Raw genomic sequence first — 23,688 nt, 5'->3', positions numbered from 1 at the left:
ACAGTTGCACACGCCCGGCAGCGACGTCATCGATGTCGTACGACATCGACAATGTCGTTCGACCCCGGCCCGTCCGCCGGCCCGGGCGCAGCACACCACGACGAAGGGGGCCTCCGCACGTCGCGGAGGCCCCCTTCGTCGTACCGTGTCGTGGTCAGTCGGTGCCGGAGTCGAACGCTGCGCCCTCGGACGCGAGGTCCGTCCGACGACCGAGCGCGTCGTCGGCGTCCGAGGTGACGACCGTGCCGCCGAGGATCTCCTCCGACTCACCCGCTTCGAGCTGCCCGACGAGCTCGCCCGTCGCGCCACCGATGAGGCCGGCGGCGGCGTACTGCTCGAGGCGTGCCCGGGAGTCCGCGATGTCGAGGTTGCGCATCGTCAGCTGGCCGATGCGGTCGTCCGGACCGAAGGCGGCGTCGCCCACGCGCTCCATCGAGAGCTTGTCCGGGTGGTACGACAGCGCCGGCCCCGTGGTGTCGAGGATCGTGTAGTCGTCACCGCGACGGAGCCGCAGGGTGACCTCGCCCGTGACCGCCGAGGCGACCCAGCGCTGCAGCGACTCACGGAGCATGAGCGACTGCGGGTCGAGCCACCGGCCCTCGTACATCAGGCGACCGAGGCGGCGGCCCTCGTTGTGGTACGACGCAACCGTGTCCTCGTTGTGGATCGCGTTGAGCAGGCGCTCGTAGGCGATGTGCAGCAGCGCCATGCCCGGCGCCTCGTAGATGCCGCGGCTCTTCGCCTCGATGATGCGGTTCTCGATCTGGTCGGACGCACCGAGACCGTGGCGGCCACCGATCGCGTTCGCCTCGTACACCAGGGCGACGGCGTCCGCGTACTCGACGCCGTTGATCGCCACGGGGCGGCCGGCCTCGAAGCGGACGGACACGACCTCGGTCGCGACCTCGACGTCGTCACGCCACGCGGCGACGCCCATGATCGGCTCGACGATGTCCAGGCCGCTCGAGAGCTCCTCGAGGCTCTTCGCCTCGTGCGTGGCGCCCCAGATGTTGGCGTCGGTCGAGTACGCCTTCTCGGCGGAGTCGCGGTACGGGAAGCCACGGGCGACGAGCCACTCGCTCATCTCCTTGCGGCCGCCGAGCTCCTCGACGAACTCGGAGTCGAGCCACGGCTTGTAGACACGCAGCCGCGGGTTCGCCATCAGGCCGTAGCGGTAGAACCGCTCGATGTCGTTGCCCTTGTAGGTGGAGCCGTCGCCCCAGATGTCGACGCCGTCCTCCTTCATGGCGCGGACGAGCATCGTGCCCGTCACGGCGCGGCCGAGCGGCGTCGTGTTGAAGTAGGTCTTGCCGCCGGAACGGATGTGGAACGCGCCGGTCTGCAGGGCGACGAGGCCCTCTTCCACCAGGGCGCTCTTCGCGTCGACGAGGCGGGCGATCTCGGCACCGTACTCGTGCGCGCGCCCCGGGACGGCGTCGATGTCCGGCTCGTCGTACTGGCCGATGTCGGCCGTGTACGTGCAGGGCACCGCTCCCTTCTCGCGCATCCAGGCGACCGCGCAGGAGGTGTCGAGACCTCCGGAGAACGCGATGCCGACTCGTTCGCCGACGGGGAGACTGCTCAGGACCTTGGACACGACGTCAATCGTACGGGGAGTCCAGCCGGTACATCGACTGGCGCCGCTGGCCAGCGTTGGTGCCCCTTGGAGGCGCTGCAGGGACTCGAACCCCCACGATGATTCGGTGCCCCTGGAGGGACTCGAACCCCCAACCGTTTCCTTAGGACGGAACTGCTCTTCCATTGAGCTACAGAGGCTGGCCCCACCACTCTAGCGGCGGAACGGCTCCAGGAAGGCCCGCACCTCGTCGACGAAGAGCACCGGCTGCTCGAACGGCGCGAAGTGCCCGCCCCGGTCGAGCTCGTGGTGGTACACGAGGTTCGTCGTCCGCTCGAGCCACTCCACGGGCGCCCGAACGATGTCGCCGGGGAAGATCGAGAACCCGGACGGCACCTCGACCCGACGGGCCAGCTGCGACGCCGGGATCGCCGCGTTGGCGTGGTACATCCGCATCGAGGACCCGATCGTGGCCGTCGCCCAGTACTCGGTGACGAGCGCGAGCACCTCGTCTCGCGTGTACACCGACCAGAGGTCGCCGCCGCAGTCGCTCCACGACCGGAGCTTCTCCACGATCCAGGCCGCGAGCCCGGCTGGTGAGTCCGTCAGCCCGACCGCGGCGGTCTGCGGCTTGGTGCGGTGCAGCATCGCGTAGGCGCCCTCAGCGGTGCGCCAGCGGTCGGTCGCGGCGACGAACTCCTGCTCGGCGGCGGAGAGCGTTGATGCGTCGAGGCCGGGCCACGCGAGCCCGCCGTCGATCCGGTGCACGGCGACGACACGGTCGGGCTGGTCGAGCGCCAGGTACCGTGCGACGTGCGAGCCGATGTCCCCGCCGGACACCGCGAACCGCTCGTACCCGAGGTCGGTCATGAGCGTGGCCCACAGGCCCGCGACCTCGCGGGCGTCGAGCACGCGGGGCGGGGCGTCCGAGAAGCCGTACCCGGGCATGTCCGGCACGACGACGTCGAACCCGGCGTCGACGAGCATCGGGACCACCTTGCGGAACCGCCACCCGGAGTCCGGCCAGCCGTGCGCCAGCAGCAGCGGGAGGGCTCCCGGTGTCGCCGCGCGCACGTGCAGCACGTGGATGCCGATGCCGTCGACGACCGTCCGACGCGACGGCAGGGCGGCGAGCGTCGCTCGGTGCGCCGCGAAGTCGAAGCCGTCCGCCCAGTACGCGACGAGCGCCCGCAGCTCGTCGACGTCGATCCCGAGCGACCAGCCCGTGCCGACCGGGGCGTCGGGCCACCGGGTGGCCCGGAGCCGCGCACGGAGGTCCGCGATGGTGTCGTCGTCGATCCACGGGGTCTCGGCCATGGCGGCACGCTACGCCGCGCACCCGACACTCCGACGCGGGTCCCGGCGGACGCATCGCGCGCGCAGGCAGCGCCCGACCGTCCGACGCGGGTCCCGACAGTCCGACGCGGATCCCGGCGGACGGGAGGCGCGGGCCGGTGCCGACCCGCGCCTCCCGTCCGCCACGGCGTCAGCCGCGGCATCAGCCGCTACGCGGCCACGAGGTACTCGTCCCACTCCGACTGCGGACGCTCGATGCCCCGCACCACCCACGACGCCCCGTGCGGCGCCTTCGGGTGGAAGCGGAGCCGCCACCCCATCTCCTGCGGGGTGCGGTCGCCCTTGGTGTTGTTGCACGCCAGGCAGCAGGCGACGAGGTTCTCCCACGAGTCCTCGCCACCGCGGGAGCGGGGCTGCACGTGGTCGATCGTCGTGGCGTGCCGGTCGCAGTACGCGCACCGGTTCGCGTCCCGGCGCAGGACGCCCCGGCGGGACACCGGCACGAGCCTCGAGTGCGGGATGCGGACGTACCGGGTGAGGATGATGACGGACGGACGGTCGTAGGTCGACGTCGATCCCGTGACCGGGTGGTCGAGGTCGGCGGCGACGATGGCGGCCTTCTGGTTCATGACCAGCACGAGGGCCCGACGGAACGAGATCACCGCGAGGGGCTCGTAACCGGCGTTGAGGACGAGAGTGCGCATGGGTTCCCTTCCGACGTGCCTGGACGGCTTCCAGGCTGTGCGGGTGCGTCGGACCGGGGTACCGCGCAGGTGACCTCCGCTCGCGCGAACGGCCCCTGAACCACGAAGAGCACCACCCGGATGGGCAGTGCTCTCGTCATGCAGGGGCGTGCTCGTGCACGCAGGCGGTGGTCGACCATATGTCGACGTGCGCGCGCCGACCCATGGTGCGGGTCGTGCGGAACGCTGACATGGGGTCTCCCTGCTCGGACCGTTCGGGCCGGTGCAGGGTCAGGGTACGTCAGAAACCGGCCCGGCACGAGGGTGCACGGGCCGGTTCCGGCGATGTTCACGGGATCGACGCTCGGTCGTCGCGGCCGAGGTGCCCCGTGGGCGCCCCGTCGTCAGATGCCGAAACGGACGATGTGGTAGTCGCTGGTCCAGATCGGACGGATCGAGACGGAGCCGCCGGGCTTCGGGGCGTCCATGATCATGCCGTTGCCCATGTAGAAGCCGTCGTGCGCCTCGTTGTTGAAGATGACGACGTCACCGGGCTGCGCCTCGGACTCGGGGATCGTGGTGCCGGCCTGGTCCTGCAGCGGCACGGAGTGCGCGAGGTTGATGCCGTACTGCGCGTACACGAACATGACGTAGCCCGAGCAGTCGAAGCCCGACGGGTCGGCCCCGCCGAAGACGTACGGGGTGCCGATGTACTGCTTGGCGGTGGCGACCACGGCCGGCAGCGAGAACGGGGTGTTCGCGGCGGTCGACGAGGCGACGTAGTCGGAAGCGCTGGGGCCCGTGTACGAGGCGTACTGCGACGCGGTCTGGGCGCGGGCCGCCTGGGTGGCCGCAGCCTGCGCGGCGGCCTGCTTCGCGGCGGCGTCGGCGGCCTTCTTCGCGGCCTCGGCGTCGAGCGTCGACTGGGAGGTCGCGCCGTAGCCGTCGCGGCTCGTGCCGGCGAGGGCGACCGCGTCGGAGACGGAGAAGTTCTGGGCCTGGGTGGTGCGGACCTGGCGCTGCGCGGCGGCGGCGTCGGTACCGGTCGACTGCGACGTCGCGGCGAACGCGGGGGCGACCGCGACGGTGCCGAACATGCCGGCGGCGACCGTCAGGACGACCGGCGCGAGGAAGCGGCGCTTGCGGGCCGACGAGCTCGCCTTGGTCGTCGCGGCGGCACGGGCTGCCTGGGCTGCGCGGCGACCGCCGGGGAGCGGGGCGTCGCGAACCGGGGTCACGGTGCGCGCTGCGCGGCGTGAGACGGGGGCGTCGGTGGCGATCACGGTGTTCGTCGGGTTCGCGGGCGTCTGGTCGTCCGCGGCGGAACCGGTCTGCGTCAAGGGGTGTCTCCGGCGTCTCGTCACCACTGCCAGCGGGGGTGATCGCCGGCCGTGCAACCCCATCCGTTCGTCATCGTTTCCGATCGAGACAGGAGACGGGTTCGAGACGTCCTGTCACGGGTCCTGGGCCTCGTGGGTGGCCGGCGGACTCGGACGAGTGTACGTGGCGACCGTTACCTTGTCGAGATGAAAACGCCCGTTTGTAACAGAACGGTAAAGAAGCCCTGATCAGCGCGCAGGAATCGGCCTCGCCCCAGTTCCGGGGGCAGACGCCTCAGGAACGTTCGATGTAGACGTGCTGCGCGACCTCGGTCGGCAGCTCGATGCCGGCGTCCTCGCCGTCGACACGCACCGCCACGTAGGCGCCGGCGCGCTGCACGCTCGCGACCCGGCCGGGCATGACCCCGGCGGACCGCAGCTGGTGGAGGAGCTCCGGCTCGAACTGCACGGGCTCGCCCAGGCGGCGGATGATCCCGGTCGCCACGGCGTCGGTGCCCTCGGTCGCGGCGACGATGTTCTGCACGCCGTCGAGGAAGCCCGGTGCCGCCGGTCCGCCGATCTCGGCCAGGCCGGGGATCGGGTTGCCGTAGGGGGACTCGGTCGGGTTGCCGAGCATCTCGAGCAGCCGGACCTCGACCTGCTCGCTCATCACGTGCTCCCAGCGGCATGCTTCGTCGTGGACGAACGCCCAGTCGAGGCCGATGACGTCGGAGAGCAGCCGCTCGGCGAGCCGGTGCTTGCGCATCACGTGCGTCGCGCGGGACCGTCCCTCGTCGGTGAGCTCCAGGTGACGGTCGCCCGAGACGACGACGAGGCCGTCGCGCTCCATGCGGGCGATCGTCTGCGAGACCGTGGGACCCGAGTGGCCGAGGCGCTCCGAGATGCGAGCGCGCAGGGGCACGATCGCCTCTTCCTCGAGGTCGAGGATGGTGCGAAGGTACATCTCCGTGGTGTCGACGAGATCGGTCACGGTCCGCCTCTCATGTCTGGGCCCAGCGCGCCCCACCCTACTTGTTCGGGACGACATGGAGCGACCGACGCTTGCACGACGCAAGGAAGGACGTGCGTGATGCGGCCAGGAGGCGCGGTGTCGGCCCGCCCCGTCCGGCCGGTACACGGTCACTCGCGCTGGGATACCGCTCGTTAGGATCGGTGCATGGCAGACATCGTCATCCCCGCCGAACTCCTCCCGACCGATGGCCGATTCGGCTGCGGACCGTCCAAGATCCGTGGCGCCCAGCTCGAGTCCCTCGTGACCCGCGGCGCGACGATCCTCGGCACCTCCCACCGTCAGAAGCCCGTCAAGGACCTCGTGGGCAGCGTCCGCGCCGGCCTCGCCGACCTCTTCGAGCTGCCCGACGGCTACGAGGTCGTCCTCGGCAACGGCGGCTCGACCGCGTTCTGGGACGCCGCCGCGTTCGGGCTCATCGAGCGCCGTGCCGAGAACCTGTCCTTCGGCGAGTTCGGCTCGAAGTTCGCCAAGGCCGCGGCTGCCCCCTGGCTCGAGGCACCGCACGTGGTCGAGGCCCCCGGCGGGTCCCTCGCGTCGCTCGAGCCGGTCGAGGGCGTCGACGTCTACGCCTACCCGCACAACGAGACCTCGACGGGCGTCATGGCCCCGGTCGTCCGCGCCGCGGGTGACCCCGGCGCCCTGACCGTGGTCGACGCGACGAGCGCCGCCGGTGGTGCCCGGTTCGACGTCGGCGCCACGGACGTCTACTACTTCGCCCCGCAGAAGAACTTCGCCTCGGACGGCGGCCTGTGGCTCGCGCTCTTCTCCCCCGCGGCGATCGAGCGCGTCGAGCGGATCGCCGCGAGCGACCGCTACGTCCCCGAGTTCCTGTCGCTCAAGAACGCCGTCGACAACTCGCGGCTGAACCAGACGCTGAACACCCCCGCACTCGCCACCCTGATCCTGCTCGACGACCAGGTCCGGTGGATCAACGAGTCCGGCGGGCTCGGCTGGGCCGACGCGCGCACGAAGACCTCGTCGTCCACGCTCTACGACTGGGCCGAGTCGGTCGACTACGCGACGCCGTTCGTGACCGACCCCGCAGCCCGGTCGCAGGTCGTCGCCACGATCGACCTCGACGACGCGATCGACGCCAAGGCCGTGGCCGCGACCCTCCGCCAGAACGGGATCGTGGACACCGAGCCGTACCGGAAGCTCGGTCGCAACCAGCTGCGCATCGCGACCTTCACCGCGATCGACCCGGACGACGTCGCCAAGCTCGTGCGGGCGATCGACTTCACGGTGGACGCCCTGCGCTGAGGCGGTCGGTCCTCGTGACAGGAGGCGCGGTGCCAGCTGGCACCGCGCCTCCTGTCCTTCCCGGGGACCGGTCGGTCACCGGTCAGGAGCGGTGGTGCTCCGGGTCGACCTCGCCGGCGTCCAGTCGATCGAGCTCGAGGTCGGCGTCCGGGTCGACCGGGCGGACCCGCTGGGTCCGTCGGCGGCCGCGGACGGGCTCGGCGGGTGCGTCCTGCTCGGGGGCGTCGTCGGTGTCGTCCTCCGTCGAGCCGTCGAGCTCGTCGACGTCCACCCCGTCGATGTCGTCGTCGTCGGACTCGTCGAGGTCGTCCTCGTCTGCGTCGAAGTCGTCCTCGTCGTCGGACTCGTCGTCGTCCGACTCGTCGTCGTCCGAGTCGTCGTAGTCGGCGTCCTCGTCCGCGTCGTCGTCCTCGTCCTCGTCGCCGTCGAACTCGTCGTCCTCGTCGGGGTGCTCGCCCGCGGCGCCGTCGGCGTCCTGCCCGGCCCGGTACTCGGCGAGCCGCTCGGACCACGGCACCCACTCCGGTGCGACCAGCGAACCGTCGCCCGGCATGAGCTCCACCTCGAGCACGGTCGGCTCGTCACCGGCGACCTGGGCGATCGACACGGTCCAGCGCCAGCCGGGGTAGCCGGCCATCCGGTTGGCGAAGAGCACCGAGACGACGCCGTCGCCCTCGTCGACGGTGCCGGCGAACGCGCCGACGGTCGACTCGGGGGTCACCTCGACGAGCGCCGTCCGGGCGAGCGCGGTGAGGTCCTCGGAGGGAGCCGGGGCAACGGGGGAGGTATCGGTCATCACGCGTCCAACTGGTCAGCGACGTGCCGCAGGATCGCAGCGATTCGGGTGCCGTTCTTCGGGTACCGGCCGTGCCGGAAGTCCCCGCTGATCCGGTCGAGCTCCTTCACGAGGTCCTCGACGATGACGGCCATGTCGTCCGCCGATCGGCGGGACATCTTCGCGAGCGACGGCTGCGGGTCGAGGAGCCGCACGGACAGCGCCTGCGACCCCTTCTTCCCCTGGACGACGCCGTACTCGAGCCGCGAACCGGCCTTCACCGACGTGACGCCGTCCGGGAGCGAGGACGCGTGCAGGAAGACGGGTTCGCCGTCGTCGCCGGTGATGAACCCGAACCCCTTCTGGTCGTCGTAGAACTTGACCTTGCCGGTGGGCATTCGTCGGTCTCCTCGTGATCGTGGAACGGCCGTGGTGCGTCGGATATCCTGGGTCGATGGCCAAGCCGACCCGATCCGCCGGGAACACGCAGGACTCCGCGCAACCCCCGGTGACGTTCAATCGTACCGAACGCGCCCTCGCGTTCATGGTCGGCGGGATCATCATCCTCGGCTTGCTCTGCTTCGTCGCGATGATCATCGTCTGGCTGACGGCCCCGGGCGCCGCGGGCTCCATGCCGTGGCCGGTCGTGCTCGCGATCCCGCTGTACGGGTTCCCGATCGGCATGGTCCTCCTCTTCGTGCTCCTCGGCATCGTCTGGACTCGACGTGCCCGTGAGAACCGAGCGAGTCGCTGAGGCCCGCGTCGAACGATCGCGGCGGACGATGACGACCACCGCAGACCTGGCCGCCCGGCTCCGGGCGATGCCCGACGACGCCCTCGAACGGCTCGTCGTGGCGCGTCGACTCCCCACGGCGGTCCTCGCCGAGACCGGTCCGCTGCGCGTCTCGGACTTCTTCGACCTCGCCGAGGCGCTCCGCACCGACGACGCGGTGGACGCCGCGATCGAGCACCTGCCCCGCCGGACGCTGCTCGCGCTGCGCGACGGCGCGGGGTCGGCCGACGACCTCGCCCCCGCGGTCGCGCTGGGCCTCGCCGACGAGGACGGCGGCGTCGACGACGCGGTGTCGGCCCGTCTGGCCGCCCACGACGAGGTCGCGGGACTCCCGGGAGGCGCGGCGCAGCCCCGCCCCGTCACTCCCGCCCGCGGGACGGACGATGACGAGCGGTCACGCACGACCGGCGCGGAGCGCGCCTTCGAGACGATGACCGTGCTCGCCGAACTGCTGCGGGCGGTGTCCGAGGGCGCCGTCCGCGAGCTCGTGAAGGGCGGCATCGGCACGCCGCTCGCGAAGACGCTCGGCGATCGGGCCGGGGCGGACCCGACCCTCGTGCCCGACCGGTTGGCGCTGCTCGACCGGGTCGGGTTCGCCGCGCCGGGTGACGGCACGTGGGCGACGACGGCACCGGGTGACGCCTGGCTCGTCGCCGGCTGGCCGGACCGCTGGTCGACGCTCGTCTCGGCGTGGCGGGACGCCCTCGACCCCGCCGTGCGGACGGTGCTCGACGTGGCAGGCGACGACCTCCGCGACCTCGTGTCGGTCGGCCGGTGGGCCTACCCCGCGGGCTCGCGCTGGCTCGACGCGGTGCTGCTCGACGTCGCGGGCACCGCGGCGGCGCTCGGCGTGACCGACGACGGGCTCGTGACGAGCACCGGGCGCGCACTGCTCGACGGGGACCCGACCCCCGCGGCCGAGGACCTCCCCCGCACGGTGGACGCCGTGTACCTGCAGCACGACCTCACCGTCATCGCCCCGGGCCCGCTCGCCCCGGTCGACGACGCGGCGCTCCGGACCGTCGCCGTGCTCGAGGCCCCGGGTCTCGCCGCGCGGTACCGCATCTCCGAGGACTCGCTCCGCCGGGCGTTCCGGGCCGGGCACACCCGGCAGGACGTCGTCGCCCTGCTCGAACGGCTGTCGGCGACGGACGTCCCGCAGCCGCTGTCGTACCTCGTCGACCAGGTGTCCTCCCGCGACGGCAGCATCGTGGTCGACGTCGGGCCCGAGGGGATCGGCGCCCGCGTGCACGGCACCCCGGACCAGCTCGACCTGGTCGGTGTGGACGCCGAGCTCCGCCAGCTGGCGTGGGAGCGCAGCGACCTCACGACCCTGGTGACCCGCTACCCGCCGCACGTGGTCCACACGGCGCTCGAGGGCCAGCGCTACCCGGCCGTCCTGACGGCCGCAGCCCGCCCCGCGGCGGGATCCGTTCCTCCCGTCCGACGACGCACCACCGGACGCAACCCGGAGCAGGCGGCGCACGCACTCGTGGAGCGGCTCCGCGTCACGACCGAGCGGGGCGACGCCGAGCCCGAACAGGAGTGGCTGGGACGGCAGATCGACCTGGCCGTCCGCGGGCGGACGCCGATCCGTCTGACCGTGCGCATGCCGGACGGCTCCGAGCGGCCGTTCTCGATCGTGCCGACGTCGGTCGCGGCCGGCCGGGTGCGGGGGCGCGACACGACCGCCGACGTCGAACGCACGCTCCCGCTCTCCCTCGTGGTGGCCGTGGAGAGTGACGCCTGATCCACCGCTGAGCCGATCCGCGCTGGCTCGCAGCCGAGCGGCCTAGGCTGATCCGTCATGAACGGACCGCTGATCGTGCAGAGCGACCGCACCGTGCTCCTCGAGGTGGCGCACCCCGACGCCGAGGACGCACGGCACGACCTCGCGGTGTTCGCCGAGCTCGAACGCGCGCCGGAACACGTGCACACGTACCGCATCACCCGGCTCGGCCTCTGGAACGCGCGCGCCGCCGGACACGACGCCGAGAGCATGATCCACACGCTCGAGCACTTCGCGAAGTTCCCCGTCCCGCAGAGCGTGACCGTGGACATCCGTGACACGGTGGCGCGCTACGGTCGGCTCGTCATCCGGCGTGAGGAACGCCCAGACGCGCCCGCCGTCGCGAACTCCCCCACCGAGGAGCTCGAACGGCAGCCGGTGCTCCTCCTCACCGCGTCTGAGCCGACCATCCTCGCCGAGGTCATCCGGTCGAAGCGGATCAAGCCGCTGCTCGGCGACATGCGGTCCCCGGAAGAGGTCGAGCTCCTGCCGTGGGCCCGCGGGCAGATCAAGCAGGAGCTCGTGAAGCTCGGCTGGCCGGCCGAGGACCTCGCCGGCTACACGCCGGGCCAGCCGCACCCGATCGACCTCGACACCGACGACTGGCACCTGCGGCCGTACCAGGAGCAGGCGGTCGACACCTTCTTCGCGCAGGGCTCGGGCGTCGTGGTGCTGCCGTGCGGCGCCGGCAAGACGCTCGTCGGAGCCGGGGCGATGGCGACCGTCAAGGCCACGACGCTCATCCTCGTCACGAACACGGTCTCGGCCCGGCAGTGGCGGTCCGAGCTGCTGCGCCGCACCACCCTCACCGAGGACGAGATCGGCGAGTACTCGGGCAGCGTGAAGGAGATCCGGCCCGTCACGATCGCGACGTACCAGATCCTCACCGCCCGCCGGAAGGGCGAGTACACGCACCTGTCGCTCCTCGACGCCCTCGACTGGGGCCTCATCGTCTACGACGAGGTGCACCTGCTGCCGGCACCGGTGTTCAAGCTCACCGCCGACCTCCAGGCGCGGCGCCGACTCGGTCTCACGGCGACCCTCGTGCGCGAGGACGGCCGCGAGGGCGACGTGTTCTCCCTCATCGGACCGAAGCGCTACGACGCCCCGTGGAAGGAGATCGAGGCGCAGGGGTACATCTCCCCCGCAGCCTGCTACGAGGTGCGCATCGACCTGCCCCACCAGGACCGCCTCGAGTACGCCGCGTCGAGCGACGACGAGCGCTACCGGCTCGCGGCGACCTCACCGGCGAAGACCCCGGTGGTCCGCGAGCTCATCGAGAAGCACCGCGGTGAGCAGATCCTCGTGATCGGGCAGTACATCGACCAGCTCGACGACCTCGCTGCGTCCCTCGACGCCGCCGAGATCACGGGTGCGACGCCCGTCGACGAGCGGGAGCGGCTCTACCAGGCCTTCCGCGAGGGGACGATCGACGTGCTCGTCGTCTCGAAGGTCGCGAACTTCTCGGTCGACCTGCCCGACGCGACGGTCGCGATCCAGGTGTCCGGCTCGTTCGGTTCCCGGCAGGAGGAGGCCCAGCGACTCGGCCGACTCCTGCGCCCGAACAAGGACGGGCTGCCGGCGTCGTTCTACACGCTGGTGACGCGCGACACCGTCGACCAGGACTTCGCGCAGAACCGACAGCGCTTCCTCGCCGAGCAGGGGTACTCCTACACGATCCTCGACGCCGATCAGGTCCAGGCGGTCGTTGGCTGACGCACCAACCGCTCTCAGGAAACCACTAGGGAACGGTCAGAAGATAGGACCATGAGCGATGGCCCCAAGATCCTGATCGTCGACGACGAGCCGAACATCCGCGACCTCCTGACGACCTCGCTGCGCTTCGCCGGTTTCGCCGTGCGCGCAGTGGGCAACGGAGCACAGGCGATCTCCGCCGTGCTCGAGGAAGAGCCGGACCTGATCATCCTCGACGTCATGCTGCCCGACATGAACGGCTTCGGCGTCACCAAGCGCCTGCGGTCGTCGGGCTACACCTCCCCGATCCTGTTCCTCACCGCCAAGGACGACACCGAGGACAAGATCACCGGCCTCACCGTGGGCGGCGACGACTACGTCACGAAGCCGTTCTCGCTCGACGAGATCGTGGCCCGCATCAAGGCGATCCTCCGTCGCACGATGAACGACGAGGAAGACGCGATCATCCGCGCCGGCGAGCTCACGATGGACCAGGACACGCACGAGGTCACCATCGGCGACGCGCAGATCGAGCTCTCCCCGACCGAGTTCAAGCTGCTCCGTTACCTCATGCTCAACCCGAACCGCGTGCTGTCGAAGGCGCAGATCCTCGACCACGTGTGGGAGTACGACTTCAACGGCGACGCCGGCATCGTCGAGTCGTACATCTCCTACCTGCGCCGCAAGCTCGACCAGTACTCGGCCGAGCCGATCATCCAGACCAAGCGCGGGTTCGGCTACATGCTGAAGGCCTCCAAGGCCCCGTAGCGCGTCCGGGCTCCTCGGGGCTCGACTTCACGGCGGTCGTCCGGTTTCACCGGGCGACCGCTGTCTATCGTTGGGGAAGCATGCACACGAGAATGAGCCGCTGGTGGGACGGGATCTCCCTGCGCACCAAGATCACCGGGATCACGGTGCTCCTGGTGGCGCTCGGACTGCTCGTCGCGGGGCTCGGCACGATGACGGTGCTGTCGACGTACCTCATGGCGCAGCTGGACAACAACGTCCGTCAGACGACGGAACAGCTCGAGGGTCAGAACATCAGCGACGGTGAGCAGTACTGCAAGCTCTCCGTCGTCCTCTCGCAGAGCGCGTACGTCGCCGCCTACGACTCCGCCGGCAAGCAGATCTGCCAGACCCCGGCGTCGAGCCGCCCCGACATCCACGAACTCGACTTCTCCTCCGCGGCGCAGACCAGTTCGCGCTTCTCGCTGTACGACAGCCAGCACAACCACGAGTGGCGTGCGCAGGTCATCCCGGCATCGCTGCAGGACCAGTCGACCGGCACCACGCAGGCCGGGTACGTCCTGGTCGCGGTGTCGAGCGCCGACACCGACCAGACCGTCCTGCGGTTCACCGCCATCTTCCTGAGCTTCGGCGCCTCGGTGATCCTGCTCGGCGCCATGCTCACGCGGCTCCTCGTGACGGCGACGTTCGACCCCCTGCGCGACGTCGAGGACACCGCTGCCCGGTTCGCAGCCGGTGACTTCAACCAGCGCCTCGAAGCCGACACCCCCAACACCGAGGTCGGTCGGCTGAACCGGTCCCTCAACTCCATGCTCGAGCGCATCGACTCCGCGTTCGAGGACCGGCAGCGCACCATCGACCAGATGCGCCGGTTCGTCGGGGACGCCTCCCACGAGCTCCGCACGCCCCTCGTGTCGCTCCGCGGCTACGCCGAGCTCTACCGGATGGGCGCGCTCCGCAAGGAAGAGGACGTCGCCCAGGCGATGGAGCGTATCGAGAAGGAAGCCCAGCGCATGGGCCTCCTCGTGCAGGATCTGCTGCAGCTCGCCCGCATCGACGAGTCGAAGCCGCTCGAGCTCGGCCCGGTCGACCTCGTCGCCATCGCCCGGGACTCCGCGCTCGACACGATGGCGTCGAACCCCGATCGCGAGATCCAGGTGCTCGTCGAAGACTCGGTGACCGGCGAGAGCGTGCCGCATGCCGTCCGTCCGGCGTCGGCTCCCGCCTCCGCCCCCGGTTCCGGCGACGGGCCCCCGGCATCGCCGACGTCCGCGAACACGACCGGCCCGATCGCGTTCTCGCGCCAGACGATCGCGCGGCTCCGCGCCCGCCGCACCCGCGCGATGGGCGTCGACGGCACGGCTGCCCCCTCCGACGAGACCACGCCGCTGCCCACCGTCGTGCTGCCGAAGCGGCCGCCGATCGTCCTGGCGGAGGAGAACAAGATCCGCCAGATCGTCACGAACCTCATGGGCAACGCCATGCGCTTCACGGAGCACGACGACCCGATCGAGATCGGCATCGGCGTGGACGACGAGCGTGGGATGGCCCACATCGACGTGATCGACCACGGTGAGGGCATCCCGCCGCAGCTGCGCGACAAGATCTTCCAGCGCTTCTGGCGTGCCGACACCTCGCGGGCCCGGGACACCGGTGGCTCGGGGCTCGGACTCGCCATCGTCTCGGGCATCGTCGCGGCGCACAACGGCTCGGTCGAGGTGTTCGACACCGAGGGCGGCGGCGCGACCTTCCGCGTGTGGCTCCCCCTGCTCCCCCGCGACTACACCCCGCCCGCGGCCCCCGCGCCCGCCGGCGCCTGAGCGCGGGCGCCGCGCGGCGCCCGGGCCCGCGCCCGGGCCCGCCGGGCCCGCGCCCACCGAGCCCGCCCCGTCGGGCCCGCCCCGCCCCGCCGGCATGCGTCGTCGAGCGGGCGAAATACGTCACACTCGGCGATCCGAATCGGCGAGAAGCGCCCTCTCGGCGTCGAGGTTGCGGCGTGTCCCGCCCGCTCGCAGCACGAACGCCTGCCGCAGTCGCTCGAACATGACAGCCGGGCGCGCGGCATCCGCGGCGGTGACGTGGATCACGAGCCACCCGTTCACCTCGAAGCCGTTGCGGCGGCGTTGATCGTGCCGGAAGGTCTCCTGCTCCCGGTGGTGGTCGCCGTCGTACTCCAGTGCGATCCGGTACTCCGGCCACGCCATGTCGACTCGTCCGAGGAAGACACCGGCCTCATCGAGGACGTCGATGTTGAGCTGCGGCTCGGCGAATCCCGCGTGGACCACAGCGAGCCGGAAGCGCGTCTCCATCGCCGACTCTGCACCGACACGGACCAGGGCCAGCGCTGCGCGTGCCGCTCGAGACGCCCGCGCACCAGGACGGATCGCATTCGCCAGCTCATCGACGGTCGAGAGTCCACTCCGCCCCACGAAGTGGTCGCCGAGCACCACGAGATCGACAAGGTCGAGGATCCCGGCGCACTCGAACCAGGCCTGCGCCGGCGCACTCACCCGTTTGCCGCCACGCTGCCGGACGTCCGGTGCTGCGGAGCGATGGCCCACCACGCCGTTGCGGCGCATCGCGGTGTCCGAGGTCGAGGTGACGTGGAGCGGCCCTTCCCGGACCGCCGACGGCAACGGGGCACCCCAGATGACCGCGGCGCTCGTGTGGCTGAAGTGCTGATCGATTCGGAGCACCACGGCTATCGCATCGATCCGACTGGTGGCCGAGCCCGCCCGGGTGCGCACACCGTGCACGGGCGATTCGAGGTCGCGTCGGCGGAGTCGGCCGGCAGGGACGTGCCGCGCGAGGGCGTCCCGCACACGGAACGGCGCATGGCGGAACGGATCCGGAAGATGGGAAGCATCACGCATGCGCTCAATCGTCTCGACGAGGCGCTCGGCGTGAGCTCTCGGAACCGCAACCTGTGGAGAACCGCCGGGCCGCGCCTCCTGTGCGTGAGGAACCCGCGGACCGGGCGGGCAGGACACGCCGCGCGTTGAGCGCCGAGCGGGCGGGATACGCCGCCGGAGCGCCCCGAGCGTGACGTATTTCGCCCGCTCGGTGCAACGGCCGGCCGGCACCCGCACGCACGCGGAAGGGCCCCCGCACGCGGAAGGGCCCCGCACGCGCAGCGTGCGGGGCCCTTCCGGAACGACGGACTAGAAGTCCATGCCACCCGTGGGGTCGCCGGCCGGCATGGCCGGGGACTTCTCGGGCTTGTCGGCGACGACGGCCTCGGTCGTGAGGAACAGACCGGCGATCGACGCAGCGTTCTGCAGCGCCGAACGCGTGACCTTGGCCGGGTCGATGATGCCCGCGGCGACGAGGTCGACGTACTCACCGGTCGCGGCGTTGAGGCCGTGACCCGACTCGAGCTCGCGGACCTTGGCGGCGACGACACCCGGCTCGAGACCGGCGTTCAGCGCGATCTGCTTGAGCGGCGCGTCGATCGCGACGCGGACGATGTTCGCACCGGTCGCCTCGTCACCCTCGAGCTCGAGGGTGTCGAGCACGACGGACGCCTGGATGAGCGCGACGCCACCACCGGCGACGATGCCCTCCTCGACGGCGGCCTTCGCGTTGCGGACGGCGTCCTCGATGCGGTGCTTGCGCTCCTTGAGCTCGACCTCGGTCGCGGCACCGGCCTTGATGACGGCCACGCCACCGGCGAGCTTCGCGAGGCGCTCCTGGAGCTTCTCGCGGTCGTAGTCGGAGTCGGTCGCCTCGATCTCGGAGCGGATCTGACGGACGCGGCCCGCGATCTGCTCCTCGTCGCCGGCACCCTCGACGATGGTCGTCTCGTCCTTGGTGATGATGACCTTGCGGGCCTTGCCGAGCAGGTCGAGCGTCGCGTTCTCGAGCTTGAGGCCGACCTCTTCCGAGATGACCTGGCCGCCGGTGAGGATCGCGATGTCCTGCAGCATGGCCTTGCGGCGGTCGCCGAAGCCCGGAGCCTTGACGGCGACGGACTTGAAGATGCCGCGGATCTTGTTCACGACGAGCGTGGCCAGGGCCTCACCGTCGACGTCCTCGGCGATGATCAGGAGCTGCTTGCCCGCCTGGATCACCTTGTCGACGACCGGCAGGAGGTCCTTGATGTTCGAGATCTTGGAGTTGACGATCAGGATGTAGGCGTCCTCGAAGACGGCTTCCTGACGCTCGGGGTCGGTGACGAAGTACTGCGACAGGTAGCCCTTGTCGAAGCGCATGCCCTCGGTGAGCTCGAGCTCGGTGCCGAAGGTGTTCGACTCCTCGACGGTGACGACGCCTTCCTTGCCCACCTTGTCGATGGCCTCGGCGATGAGCGCGCCGATGGTCGGGTCGGCGGCCGAGATCGACGCGGTGGCGGCGATCTGGTCCTTGGTCTCGATGTCCTTCGCGTTGGCGAGGAGCTGGTCGGAGACGGCGGCGACGGCCTTCTCGATGCCGCGCTTGAGCGACACGGGGTCGGCACCGGCGGCGACGTTGCGGAGGCCTTCGCGGACGAGGGCCTGGGCGAGGACGGTCGCGGTGGTCGTGCCGTCACCGGCGACGTCGTCGGTCTTCTTGGCGACCTCCTTGACGAGCTCCGCACCGATCTTCTCGTACGGGTCGTCGAGCTCGATCTCCTTGGCGATGGAGACACCGTCGTTCGTGATCGTGGGGGCGCCCCACTTCTTCTCGAGGACGACGTTGCGGCCGCGCGGGCCGAGCGTCACCTTCACGGCGTCAGCCAGGATGTTCAGGCCGCGCTCGAGGCCACGGCGGGCCTCCTCGTCGAAAGCAATGATCTTAGCCATGTGAGTTTCTCGTCCCTCCCGGACGTCGTCATGGGGGTCGTGCTGGCACTCAGCGTGAGCGAGTGCCAACGCCGATTCTGGCACTCGCAGGGGTCGAGTGCAACACCGCCGGGAGGCGCGGGTCGAGTTCCCAGGACACGCACCGGCCCGTCACACGCCGGCCCGGCACGAGCGGCGCGTCACGCACCGGCCCCGACACGACGAACGCGCCGCCCCGGTGGGGACGACGCGTTCGCGGTGGTTCGGACTCAGGCGGGACGGACGGACTCGGCCTGCGGCCCCTTCGCCCCGGTGCCGACGTCGAACGTCACTGCCTGGCCCTCCTCGAGGACCTTGTAACCCGACATGTCGATTGCCGAGTAGTGCACGAACACGTCCTGGCCCCCTCCATCGACGGTGATGAAGCCGAAGCCCTTCTCGGCGTTGAACCACTTCACGGTTCCGTTGGCCATGATCTCTTGCTCCCTGCGGTGGTGCTGATGCGGACGGCGCTGTCGCCGTCCCGGCACGACTCTTGCCGAACAATGCCGACAGGGCAAGAGGTGTGACGTTGTTCAACGTCGATTCCGACAAGAATCAACGTGCCGGAAACACACTCGTCACAAATGCACGATCAATCGTCCGGAGAACGCACCCAGGAATGCGTCGGGACCGACGGAATGCGTCCGGACCGATCAGCCGGCGTAGTCCGCGCCGAGCACCACGCTGATGTCCGCGTTCGGGAACGCCGCCGACTGCTGCACGGCCGTCACCCCGAGCGACTTCGCGATCCCCTGGGCCAGGGTGGCCTGCGCCGCCTGCTGGTAGTAGACGATCGTCGCGGTGGTCCCGGTCGTGCCGGCGTCACCGGTCGAGGTCACCTTCCACCCGGCAGCGGTCAGCGCCGCACTGCCCTTCGCCGCGAGGCCGGTCGTCGACGTGCCGTTCAGCACGACGAGCGTCGTCGCACCCTGGTCGGCCGGGGTCGCCGCCGCCGGGGCCTGGGACGCCGGGGAGGACGCGGACGCCGACGGCTTCGCCGAGGCGGACGCCGACGCCGAGGCCGACGCGGACGGCGATCCGGCGCTGTCGAACGAGTAGGTGCCGTTCAGCAGCGCGAGCGCCCCGACGCCGATCGCGACGATGACACCGGTGGCGAGGGCCGCCCACGCGAACGCGATCCAGCCGCGTCCCCGCCGCTGCGCCCCACGGTGCGCCCCGACCCGCGGGCCGTCGGCGACGTCGTCGAACCGGTCTCGGGGGTATCTCGTCGTCATCGTTCCTCTTCACGTCCTTCGGGTGCGGGGCCGGGCGCGACGAAGGTGCGCGCTGCCCGGGCACTGGTGCGCGCGTACCGGAGCCGCTGCAGCCGGGAGACCAGCTGCGGGTCGTACGCGAGCGCCGCCGGCGAGTCGATCACGCGGTTCAGCACCTGGTAGTACCGAGCCGGCGACATGTCGAACTCGACCCGGATCTCCGCTTCCTTCGTGCGGTCGTGCCGCGCCCGCTCCTGCTCGAACGCGAGCACGTGCCTCGCGAGCTCGCTGAGCGGGTCGGCGCTGAGCTGGTCAGCGCTGCGCTCGTGGGCGGGTGTGGCGGTCACTGCGGTTCCGATCGCGGTCAGGGCGGGTCTCGCACATCGTAGGGGTGGAGGGCATCCGGACCCTGGCACGCCGCTGGACTGTCGCGAAGACCGGTCACAGGTTCGGGTCGGCGAGCCACCGGACGCGGACCCCGAAGGGATCGGAGACGGCCGCGGCCACACCGTCGAGCGACGCGGTCGCGAACGCGTCCGGATCGGCGGGGTCGACGTCGTCCGGCAGGGTCCGGGCGACCCCGGCGAGGATCCCCGTACGTTCCAGCGCGATCCAGTGCACGCCGCGTTCACGCATGCGGTCGACGACGCGCTGGCGGTCCACCCCGGGGACGTACACGAGGGTCCCGGTGGTCAGGACGACCGGGGTGACGTCGTCCGGCAGGGCGTCGAGTGCACGGTCGAGGTCGCCCGGCAGGGAGCCCCGGATGCGGACGGGAGGCACGGCGAGCGTCGCGCGCCGCGCCTCGCGCATCAGGGCGGTGCGGTCCGTCGCCTCGGGCGGGACGGCCTCGACGAGCCGGTCGAACGCCCCGGGTCGAGCCAGGTCGATCGGGTTCGGGTCGAGGGCGACACGCGCCCGGACGTCGATCGGACCCGCTGCCGGAGCCGGCACGGCCCCGCGGGCCTCGGCGACGAGGTGCAGGGCGGGTTCCACGGGCGCGGTGTGCATCCGGACGACCGCGGTCCGCGTCCCCGGTCGGACCCCGCGCCCCGTCGTTCCGGGGTGCACGGTTCGCCGCAGGGCGCGATCGGTGTCGGTGCGGACGACGTAGTCGAGCGTCACCCGGTCCGGGATCGAGCAGAGGCCCGCCGCCGCACCGGCGTCGACGAGGCCGAGCGGGCCGCCGACCCGCGCGGCGAGCGCCGCGAAGAGGGGAACCACCGGGGCGAGGCGTCGCGGGTCGTTCGCCTGCACCGTTGCGGAGGCGAGGGCCGAGACCAGGGCGGGTCGCGCCTCCCGGACCAGCGTGCGGAGCGCACCGGCGTCGGCCGGGTCCGCACCCAGGCGGCGGGCGACCGCGAAGAGGAGCTCCGGCTGCCGCTTCGACTCCGGGACCTCGGCGAGCGCGGCGACCACCCCGTCGTCGAGCGAACGCGCCCACGCGGCGTACGTCGGCGACGTCGGAGCGATGCGGTCCGCGTAGGCGGCGTACCGGGCGCGGGTGTCCATCAGCGCTCGGTCGGGGTGACACCGGGGCGGTGCATGCCGACGTGCCGGATGCCGGCCTCGTCGTACGGCTCCCCGAAGCGGCTGAAGCCGTGGCGTTCGTAGAGCCCGGCGACGTACTCCTGGGCGTGCAGCACGAACGGCTCGTGTCCGTGGGCGTCGAGCACCGCGGCGACGAGTCGACCGGCGATCCCGCTCCCGCGGTGCGCGGGGTCGGTGGCGACCCGCCCGATCACCCAGGCGGGCGCCGCGGCACCGTCGGGGTGCACCTCGTCGGCAGCCGGACGGATGAGCCGCAGGTACCCAACCGCATCGTCGTCGGTGCCGAACCACCAGTGCTCGGTGTCCGGTTCGCGGTCACGGCCGTCGAAGTCCTCGGCCGTCACGCGTTGTTCGAGTGCGAACACGCGGTTCCGGAGCACCACGATGCCGTACAGTTCGTCCGTCGTGAGACGGTCCCAACGGGCGTGGTGCACGGAATGTTCGGACATCGTCTGGAGTTTACCGAAGTGGTCGTCCGACAACGGCCCGAAGTGGTCGTCCGGCAACGGCGACGAGAGCAGGAGGAAGCAATGGCATACAACGTCGACAAGTCCGACGCCCAGTGGCGCGAGGAGCTCTCCCCGGACCAGTACGCCGTCCTCCGGCAGGCCGGGACGGAGCGCCCGTGGACGGGTGAGCTCCTCGACGAGGAGCGCGCCGGCGTCTACACCTGTGCGGCGTGCGGCGCGGAGCTGTTCAAGAGCGGCACGAAGTTCGACTCCGGCTGCGGCTGGCCGTCGTTCTACGAGTCGGTCGACCCCGACGCGGTGCAGCTCCTCGAGGACAACTCCCTCGGCATGGCCCGCACCGAGGTCCGCTGCGCCAACTGCGGCTCGCACCTCGGCCACGTGTTCCCCGACGGGTTCGGCACGCCGACGGGTGACCGCTACTGCATGAACTCGATCTCGCTGAACTTCTCCGAGAAGAGCGAGTGAGGCACGCGCCGCTCCGCGGGTGAGGCCCGACGCGTCCGCCGCTAGGATGGGCGCGTCAGCCGGCATGGCGCAATTGGTAGCGCACCGTACTTGTAATACGGGGGTTGCGGGTTCGAGTCCCGCTGCCGGCCCCGACGACGAAGGCCCCGGGTGGATGCACCCGGGGCCTTCGGCGCGTCGGGACGCGGATCAGGGGCGTTCCGAGCGCTCGACACGGTAACCAGCCGGTCGTTCCAGCGATCGTTGCACCGGTGACGACGCAGTGTCCACACCCGTCGTCAAGCTCGCGGGAAGCCGCACGCGTTCCTCGGAGGACGCTCAGCGCCCGCCGGTGATCTTCCGCTCCCGCTGGGCGACGCCGGCGGTGCCGTACGGGTAGTCGTCGATGCGCGGGGCGCTGACCTCGGTGAGCCGGGCGAGCTCGGCGTCGTCGAGCACGAGGTCGGCGGCGCCGAGGTTGTCCTCGAGCTGCGAGACGGTGCGGGCGCCGAGGATGACGCTCGTCACCGCCGGTCGGGCGAGCAGCCAGGCCAGGGACACCTGCGACCGCGAGGCACCGTGCGCGTCGGCGATGTCGGACACCGCGTCGAGGACGGCCCAGGTGCGCTCGTCGCCGTTCCGGGCCTCCCACGCCTCCATGCCGCGCGACGGGTTCTCGCCGAGGCGCGTCGCGCCGGTGGGGGCCTCGTCGCGCTGGTACTTGCCGGAGAGCCAGCCTCCGGCGAGGGGCGACCACGGGAGCAGACCGATGCCGGCGTCGAGGCAGGCCGGGACGATCTCGTGCTCGATGTCGCGCACGAGCAGGTTGTACTGCGGCTGCAGGGTCACGGGCGGAGCCCACCCGTGCGCCTTCGCCTCGTACACGGCCTTCGTGATCTGGTACCCGAGGTAGTTCGAGAACCCGTAGGTGCCGATCTTGCCGGCCGCCACGGCGTCGTCGAGGAAGCGCAGGGTCTCCTCGATCGGGGTGAGCGCGTCCCAGGCGTGCATCTGGTACAGGTCGATGTGGTCGACGCCGAGCCGCTCGAGCGACGCGTCGAGCGCCACCCGCAGGTGACGGCGGGACAGTCCGAGGTCGTTCGGCCCGTCGCCCTGCGGGAAGCGCCCCTTGGTCGCGAGGACGACCTGCTGCGCCTCGGTGGGGTGCGCGGCGAGCCACCGGCCGATGATGCGCTCCGACTCGTTGCCGGAGTACACGTCCGCCGTGTCGACGAGCGTGCCGCCCGCGGCGACGAACGTGTCGATGATGGTGTGCGAGGTGGGTTCGTCGGCTTCGCTGCCGAACGTCATGGTGCCGAGGGTCAGCGTCGACACCGATGTCCCGCTGTTGCCGAGGAGTCTGTAGTCCATGGCCGGGACGGTACGCGCGGCCGATCGTGCCCGCGAGGACCTGCGAGTACCCCTCAGCGCGCGGCGGACACGTCCGGGTCCGTCAGGAACGCGATCGCGGCGTCCCGGAAGGCCCGGGAGGTCGGCGCATTGAAGTGGTTCCGCCCCGGGATCTCGAAGAAGGACGCGTCGGGCGCGGCCGCCGCGAGCCGGACGGCGCTGTCCTTGATGCCGTCCTCGCTGCCGGCGGCCATGAGCACCGGCTGCGCGGGGGCGTTCCCGGGCGTCGGTTCGATGCTGTCGCGCATCCCCTCGACCATCGCCACGAGCGCGCCGAGGTCGTTCCCGTCGACGTTCCCGGCCATCGTGAGGTAGCCGTTCGTCACGCGGTCCTCGATCGGCGTGCCGTCGGCGAGGTACGCCTTGGCCTGGTCGACGCGCACGCGGCGCATCGGGTCGGCGTCCGGGATGCCGCCGAACACCGCGCGGGTGATGCGGTCCGGCAGTCGTTCGGCCGTGTGCCAGCCGACGCGGGCGCCGAGCGAGTACCCGAGGAACGCGACGTCGTCGAGCAGGTAGGTGTCGATCACGGCGGTGACGTCGGCCACGAGCAGGTCCATCGAGTACGCGGACGGGTCGCGCGGCTTCGACGAGGCACCGTGCCCGCGCTGGTCGAGGGCGACGACGCGGTGGCCGGACCGGACGAGGTCGCGCGTCCAGCCGGCGGCGTGCCAGTTCAGCAGCGCCCCGGAGGCGAACCCGTGCACGGCGACGACCGCAGGTGCCTCGGGGTCGCCGAAGTCGTAGGTCGCGATCTTCAGCCCGTCGGGTGACATCACGACGCGGGGACGGGGCGCTTCGGGGACGAGTGACATGTCCCCTCCAGGCTAC

The 23,688-nt window shown here is 71.2% G+C and carries 23 protein-coding genes and 2 tRNA genes; 8 read left to right on the top strand and 17 right to left on the bottom strand.

What is annotated here, in order from left to right; all coding sequences use genetic code 11:
• Positions 1–154 precede the first annotated feature (154 nt).
• From argG to ACQXVK_RS06610, 6 genes are all read right to left on the bottom strand, one after another.
• A complete protein-coding gene (gene argG, locus ACQXVK_RS06635) occupies positions 155–1,597 on the bottom strand; it encodes an argininosuccinate synthase (protein ID WP_430853072.1) in 1,443 nt (480 codons plus the stop codon).
• 107 nt (positions 1,598–1,704) lie between these two features.
• Positions 1,705–1,776 (bottom strand) — tRNA-Arg (locus tag ACQXVK_RS06630).
• A 13-nt stretch (positions 1,777–1,789) separates the two neighbouring features.
• A complete protein-coding gene (locus ACQXVK_RS06625) occupies positions 1,790–2,893 on the bottom strand; it encodes an epoxide hydrolase family protein (protein WP_430853071.1) in 1,104 nt (367 codons plus the stop codon).
• 188 nt (positions 2,894–3,081) lie between these two features.
• Entirely contained in the window at positions 3,082–3,576 is a 495-nt protein-coding gene (locus tag ACQXVK_RS06620; RefSeq protein ID WP_430853070.1) for an HNH endonuclease, read from the bottom strand.
• A 383-nt stretch (positions 3,577–3,959) separates the two neighbouring features.
• On the bottom strand, positions 3,960–4,895 hold the full coding sequence (locus ACQXVK_RS06615; RefSeq protein WP_402267095.1) for a C40 family peptidase: 936 nt from the start codon (positions 4,893–4,895) through the stop codon (positions 3,960–3,962).
• Positions 4,896–5,169: 274 nt separating this feature from the next.
• On the bottom strand, positions 5,170–5,865 hold the full coding sequence (locus ACQXVK_RS06610; protein WP_402267092.1) for a metal-dependent transcriptional regulator: 696 nt from the start codon (positions 5,863–5,865) through the stop codon (positions 5,170–5,172).
• A 186-nt stretch (positions 5,866–6,051) separates the two neighbouring features.
• Between ACQXVK_RS06610 and serC the strand changes: the two genes are divergently transcribed.
• Entirely contained in the window at positions 6,052–7,167 is a 1,116-nt protein-coding gene (serC, locus tag ACQXVK_RS06605; protein WP_430853069.1) for a phosphoserine transaminase, read from the top strand.
• 82 nt (positions 7,168–7,249) lie between these two features.
• Here serC and ACQXVK_RS06600 read toward each other — a convergent pair whose 3' ends face one another.
• Together ACQXVK_RS06600 and ACQXVK_RS06595 are read right to left on the bottom strand one after the other, a co-directional pair.
• A complete protein-coding gene (locus ACQXVK_RS06600; protein WP_402267088.1) occupies positions 7,250–7,963 on the bottom strand; it encodes a DUF3027 domain-containing protein in 714 nt (237 codons plus the stop codon).
• Positions 7,963–8,340, bottom strand: a complete 378-nt coding sequence (locus ACQXVK_RS06595; RefSeq protein WP_022906598.1) for a cold-shock protein — start codon at positions 8,338–8,340, stop codon at positions 7,963–7,965. The genes ACQXVK_RS06600 and ACQXVK_RS06595 overlap by 1 nt, the downstream gene beginning before the upstream one ends.
• A gap of 56 nt (positions 8,341–8,396) precedes the next feature.
• On the opposite strand from ACQXVK_RS06595, the gene ACQXVK_RS06590 reads away from it, so the two are divergent.
• The 5 genes from ACQXVK_RS06590 to ACQXVK_RS06570 all read left to right on the top strand — a co-directional run bounded on the left by ACQXVK_RS06590 (position 8,397) and on the right by ACQXVK_RS06570 (position 14,786).
• Positions 8,397–8,696, top strand: coding sequence for a hypothetical protein (locus ACQXVK_RS06590; RefSeq protein ID WP_022906599.1), 300 nt, complete (start codon positions 8,397–8,399; stop codon positions 8,694–8,696).
• Between the two features lie 28 nt (positions 8,697–8,724).
• Entirely contained in the window at positions 8,725–10,485 is a 1,761-nt protein-coding gene (locus ACQXVK_RS06585) for a helicase-associated domain-containing protein (RefSeq protein WP_430853068.1), read from the top strand.
• 57 nt (positions 10,486–10,542) lie between these two features.
• Positions 10,543–12,240 (top strand): DNA repair helicase XPB, encoded by a 1,698-nt coding sequence (locus ACQXVK_RS06580; protein WP_402267079.1) that lies wholly within the window; start codon positions 10,543–10,545, stop codon positions 12,238–12,240.
• Between the two features lie 51 nt (positions 12,241–12,291).
• Complete coding sequence (locus ACQXVK_RS06575; protein ID WP_430853067.1) at positions 12,292–12,987, top strand: response regulator transcription factor; 696 nt, start codon at positions 12,292–12,294, stop codon at positions 12,985–12,987.
• Positions 12,988–13,067: 80 nt separating this feature from the next.
• The gene (locus tag ACQXVK_RS06570) at positions 13,068–14,786 is read left to right on the top strand and encodes a sensor histidine kinase (protein ID WP_430853066.1); all 1,719 of its coding nucleotides are present in this window, start codon (positions 13,068–13,070) and stop codon (positions 14,784–14,786) included.
• Positions 14,787–14,906: 120 nt separating this feature from the next.
• Here the strand turns inward: ACQXVK_RS06570 and ACQXVK_RS06565 are convergent, their stop codons facing one another.
• The 7 genes from ACQXVK_RS06565 to ACQXVK_RS06535 form a co-directional block, all read right to left on the bottom strand.
• On the bottom strand, positions 14,907–15,839 hold the full coding sequence (locus ACQXVK_RS06565; RefSeq protein ID WP_430853065.1) for a hypothetical protein: 933 nt from the start codon (positions 15,837–15,839) through the stop codon (positions 14,907–14,909).
• 288 nt (positions 15,840–16,127) lie between these two features.
• Positions 16,128–17,747: a chaperonin GroEL gene (gene groL, locus ACQXVK_RS06560; protein ID WP_402267070.1), complete on the bottom strand. Its 1,620-nt coding sequence runs from the start codon at positions 17,745–17,747 to the stop codon at positions 16,128–16,130.
• Between the two features lie 248 nt (positions 17,748–17,995).
• The gene (locus tag ACQXVK_RS06555; RefSeq protein ID WP_058740472.1) at positions 17,996–18,199 is read right to left on the bottom strand and encodes a cold-shock protein; all 204 of its coding nucleotides are present in this window, start codon (positions 18,197–18,199) and stop codon (positions 17,996–17,998) included.
• A 222-nt stretch (positions 18,200–18,421) separates the two neighbouring features.
• Positions 18,422–19,003: a LytR C-terminal domain-containing protein gene (locus ACQXVK_RS06550; RefSeq protein WP_402267066.1), complete on the bottom strand. Its 582-nt coding sequence runs from the start codon at positions 19,001–19,003 to the stop codon at positions 18,422–18,424.
• Positions 19,000–19,329, bottom strand: coding sequence for a DUF3263 domain-containing protein (locus tag ACQXVK_RS06545; RefSeq protein WP_022906608.1), 330 nt, complete (start codon positions 19,327–19,329; stop codon positions 19,000–19,002). Before ACQXVK_RS06545 ends, ACQXVK_RS06550 begins: the two co-directional genes overlap by 4 nt.
• 94 nt (positions 19,330–19,423) lie before the next feature.
• A complete protein-coding gene (locus tag ACQXVK_RS06540; protein ID WP_430853064.1) occupies positions 19,424–20,494 on the bottom strand; it encodes a DUF2332 family protein in 1,071 nt (356 codons plus the stop codon).
• Positions 20,494–20,982 (bottom strand): GNAT family N-acetyltransferase, encoded by a 489-nt coding sequence (locus ACQXVK_RS06535; RefSeq protein ID WP_022906610.1) that lies wholly within the window; start codon positions 20,980–20,982, stop codon positions 20,494–20,496. The genes ACQXVK_RS06540 and ACQXVK_RS06535 overlap by 1 nt, the downstream gene beginning before the upstream one ends.
• A gap of 81 nt (positions 20,983–21,063) precedes the next feature.
• Between ACQXVK_RS06535 and msrB the strand changes: the two genes are divergently transcribed.
• Together msrB and ACQXVK_RS06525 are read left to right on the top strand one after the other, a co-directional pair.
• Positions 21,064–21,468: a peptide-methionine (R)-S-oxide reductase MsrB gene (msrB, locus tag ACQXVK_RS06530; RefSeq protein ID WP_022906611.1), complete on the top strand. Its 405-nt coding sequence runs from the start codon at positions 21,064–21,066 to the stop codon at positions 21,466–21,468.
• 58 nt (positions 21,469–21,526) lie between these two features.
• A tRNA-Thr gene (locus ACQXVK_RS06525) sits at positions 21,527–21,599 on the top strand.
• Between the two features lie 187 nt (positions 21,600–21,786).
• Here the strand turns inward: ACQXVK_RS06525 and ACQXVK_RS06520 are convergent.
• Positions 21,787–22,818 carry an aldo/keto reductase gene (locus ACQXVK_RS06520; RefSeq protein ID WP_022906612.1) on the bottom strand — a complete coding sequence of 344 codons (1,032 nt, stop codon included), beginning with the start codon at positions 22,816–22,818 and terminating at the stop codon, positions 21,787–21,789.
• Between the two features lie 53 nt (positions 22,819–22,871).
• Complete coding sequence (locus ACQXVK_RS06515; RefSeq protein ID WP_430853063.1) at positions 22,872–23,672, bottom strand: alpha/beta fold hydrolase; 801 nt, start codon at positions 23,670–23,672, stop codon at positions 22,872–22,874.
• Positions 23,673–23,688: the final 16 nt, after the last annotated feature.

This window comes from Curtobacterium sp. AB451 (assembly GCF_050585845.1).
Taxonomy (GTDB): domain Bacteria; phylum Actinomycetota; class Actinomycetes; order Actinomycetales; family Microbacteriaceae; genus Curtobacterium.
The sequence above is the reverse complement of the archived record's forward strand: the minus strand, read 5'-3'. Positions and strand labels throughout refer to the sequence as shown.

What these genes read in the sequence shown, in the direction of transcription:
- ACQXVK_RS06575 (WP_430853067.1), top strand. Translation starts at nt 12,292, where the DNA reads ATGAGCGATGGCCCCAAGATCCTGATCGTCGACGACGAGCCGAACATC.
- ACQXVK_RS06585 (WP_430853068.1), top strand. Translation starts at nt 8,725, where the DNA reads ATGACGACCACCGCAGACCTGGCCGCCCGGCTCCGGGCGATGCCCGAC.
- serC (WP_430853069.1), top strand. Translation starts at nt 6,052, where the DNA reads ATGGCAGACATCGTCATCCCCGCCGAACTCCTCCCGACCGATGGCCGA.
- ACQXVK_RS06595 (WP_022906598.1), bottom strand. Translation starts at nt 8,340, where the DNA reads ATGCCCACCGGCAAGGTCAAGTTCTACGACGACCAGAAGGGGTTCGGG.
- ACQXVK_RS06590 (WP_022906599.1), top strand. Translation starts at nt 8,397, where the DNA reads ATGGCCAAGCCGACCCGATCCGCCGGGAACACGCAGGACTCCGCGCAA.
- ACQXVK_RS06535 (WP_022906610.1), bottom strand. Translation starts at nt 20,982, where the DNA reads ATGTCCGAACATTCCGTGCACCACGCCCGTTGGGACCGTCTCACGACG.
- ACQXVK_RS06515 (WP_430853063.1), bottom strand. Translation starts at nt 23,672, where the DNA reads ATGTCACTCGTCCCCGAAGCGCCCCGTCCCCGCGTCGTGATGTCACCC.
- msrB (WP_022906611.1), top strand. Translation starts at nt 21,064, where the DNA reads ATGGCATACAACGTCGACAAGTCCGACGCCCAGTGGCGCGAGGAGCTC.
- ACQXVK_RS06620 (WP_430853070.1), bottom strand. Translation starts at nt 3,576, where the DNA reads ATGCGCACTCTCGTCCTCAACGCCGGTTACGAGCCCCTCGCGGTGATC.
- ACQXVK_RS06540 (WP_430853064.1), bottom strand. Translation starts at nt 20,494, where the DNA reads ATGGACACCCGCGCCCGGTACGCCGCCTACGCGGACCGCATCGCTCCG.
- ACQXVK_RS06625 (WP_430853071.1), bottom strand. Translation starts at nt 2,893, where the DNA reads ATGGCCGAGACCCCGTGGATCGACGACGACACCATCGCGGACCTCCGT.
- ACQXVK_RS06570 (WP_430853066.1), top strand. Translation starts at nt 13,068, where the DNA reads ATGCACACGAGAATGAGCCGCTGGTGGGACGGGATCTCCCTGCGCACC.
- ACQXVK_RS06520 (WP_022906612.1), bottom strand. Translation starts at nt 22,818, where the DNA reads ATGGACTACAGACTCCTCGGCAACAGCGGGACATCGGTGTCGACGCTG.
- ACQXVK_RS06550 (WP_402267066.1), bottom strand. Translation starts at nt 19,003, where the DNA reads ATGACGACGAGATACCCCCGAGACCGGTTCGACGACGTCGCCGACGGC.
- ACQXVK_RS06580 (WP_402267079.1), top strand. Translation starts at nt 10,543, where the DNA reads ATGAACGGACCGCTGATCGTGCAGAGCGACCGCACCGTGCTCCTCGAG.
- ACQXVK_RS06565 (WP_430853065.1), bottom strand. Translation starts at nt 15,839, where the DNA reads ATGCGTGATGCTTCCCATCTTCCGGATCCGTTCCGCCATGCGCCGTTC.
- groL (WP_402267070.1), bottom strand. Translation starts at nt 17,747, where the DNA reads ATGGCTAAGATCATTGCTTTCGACGAGGAGGCCCGCCGTGGCCTCGAG.
- ACQXVK_RS06555 (WP_058740472.1), bottom strand. Translation starts at nt 18,199, where the DNA reads ATGGCCAACGGAACCGTGAAGTGGTTCAACGCCGAGAAGGGCTTCGGC.
- ACQXVK_RS06600 (WP_402267088.1), bottom strand. Translation starts at nt 7,963, where the DNA reads ATGACCGATACCTCCCCCGTTGCCCCGGCTCCCTCCGAGGACCTCACC.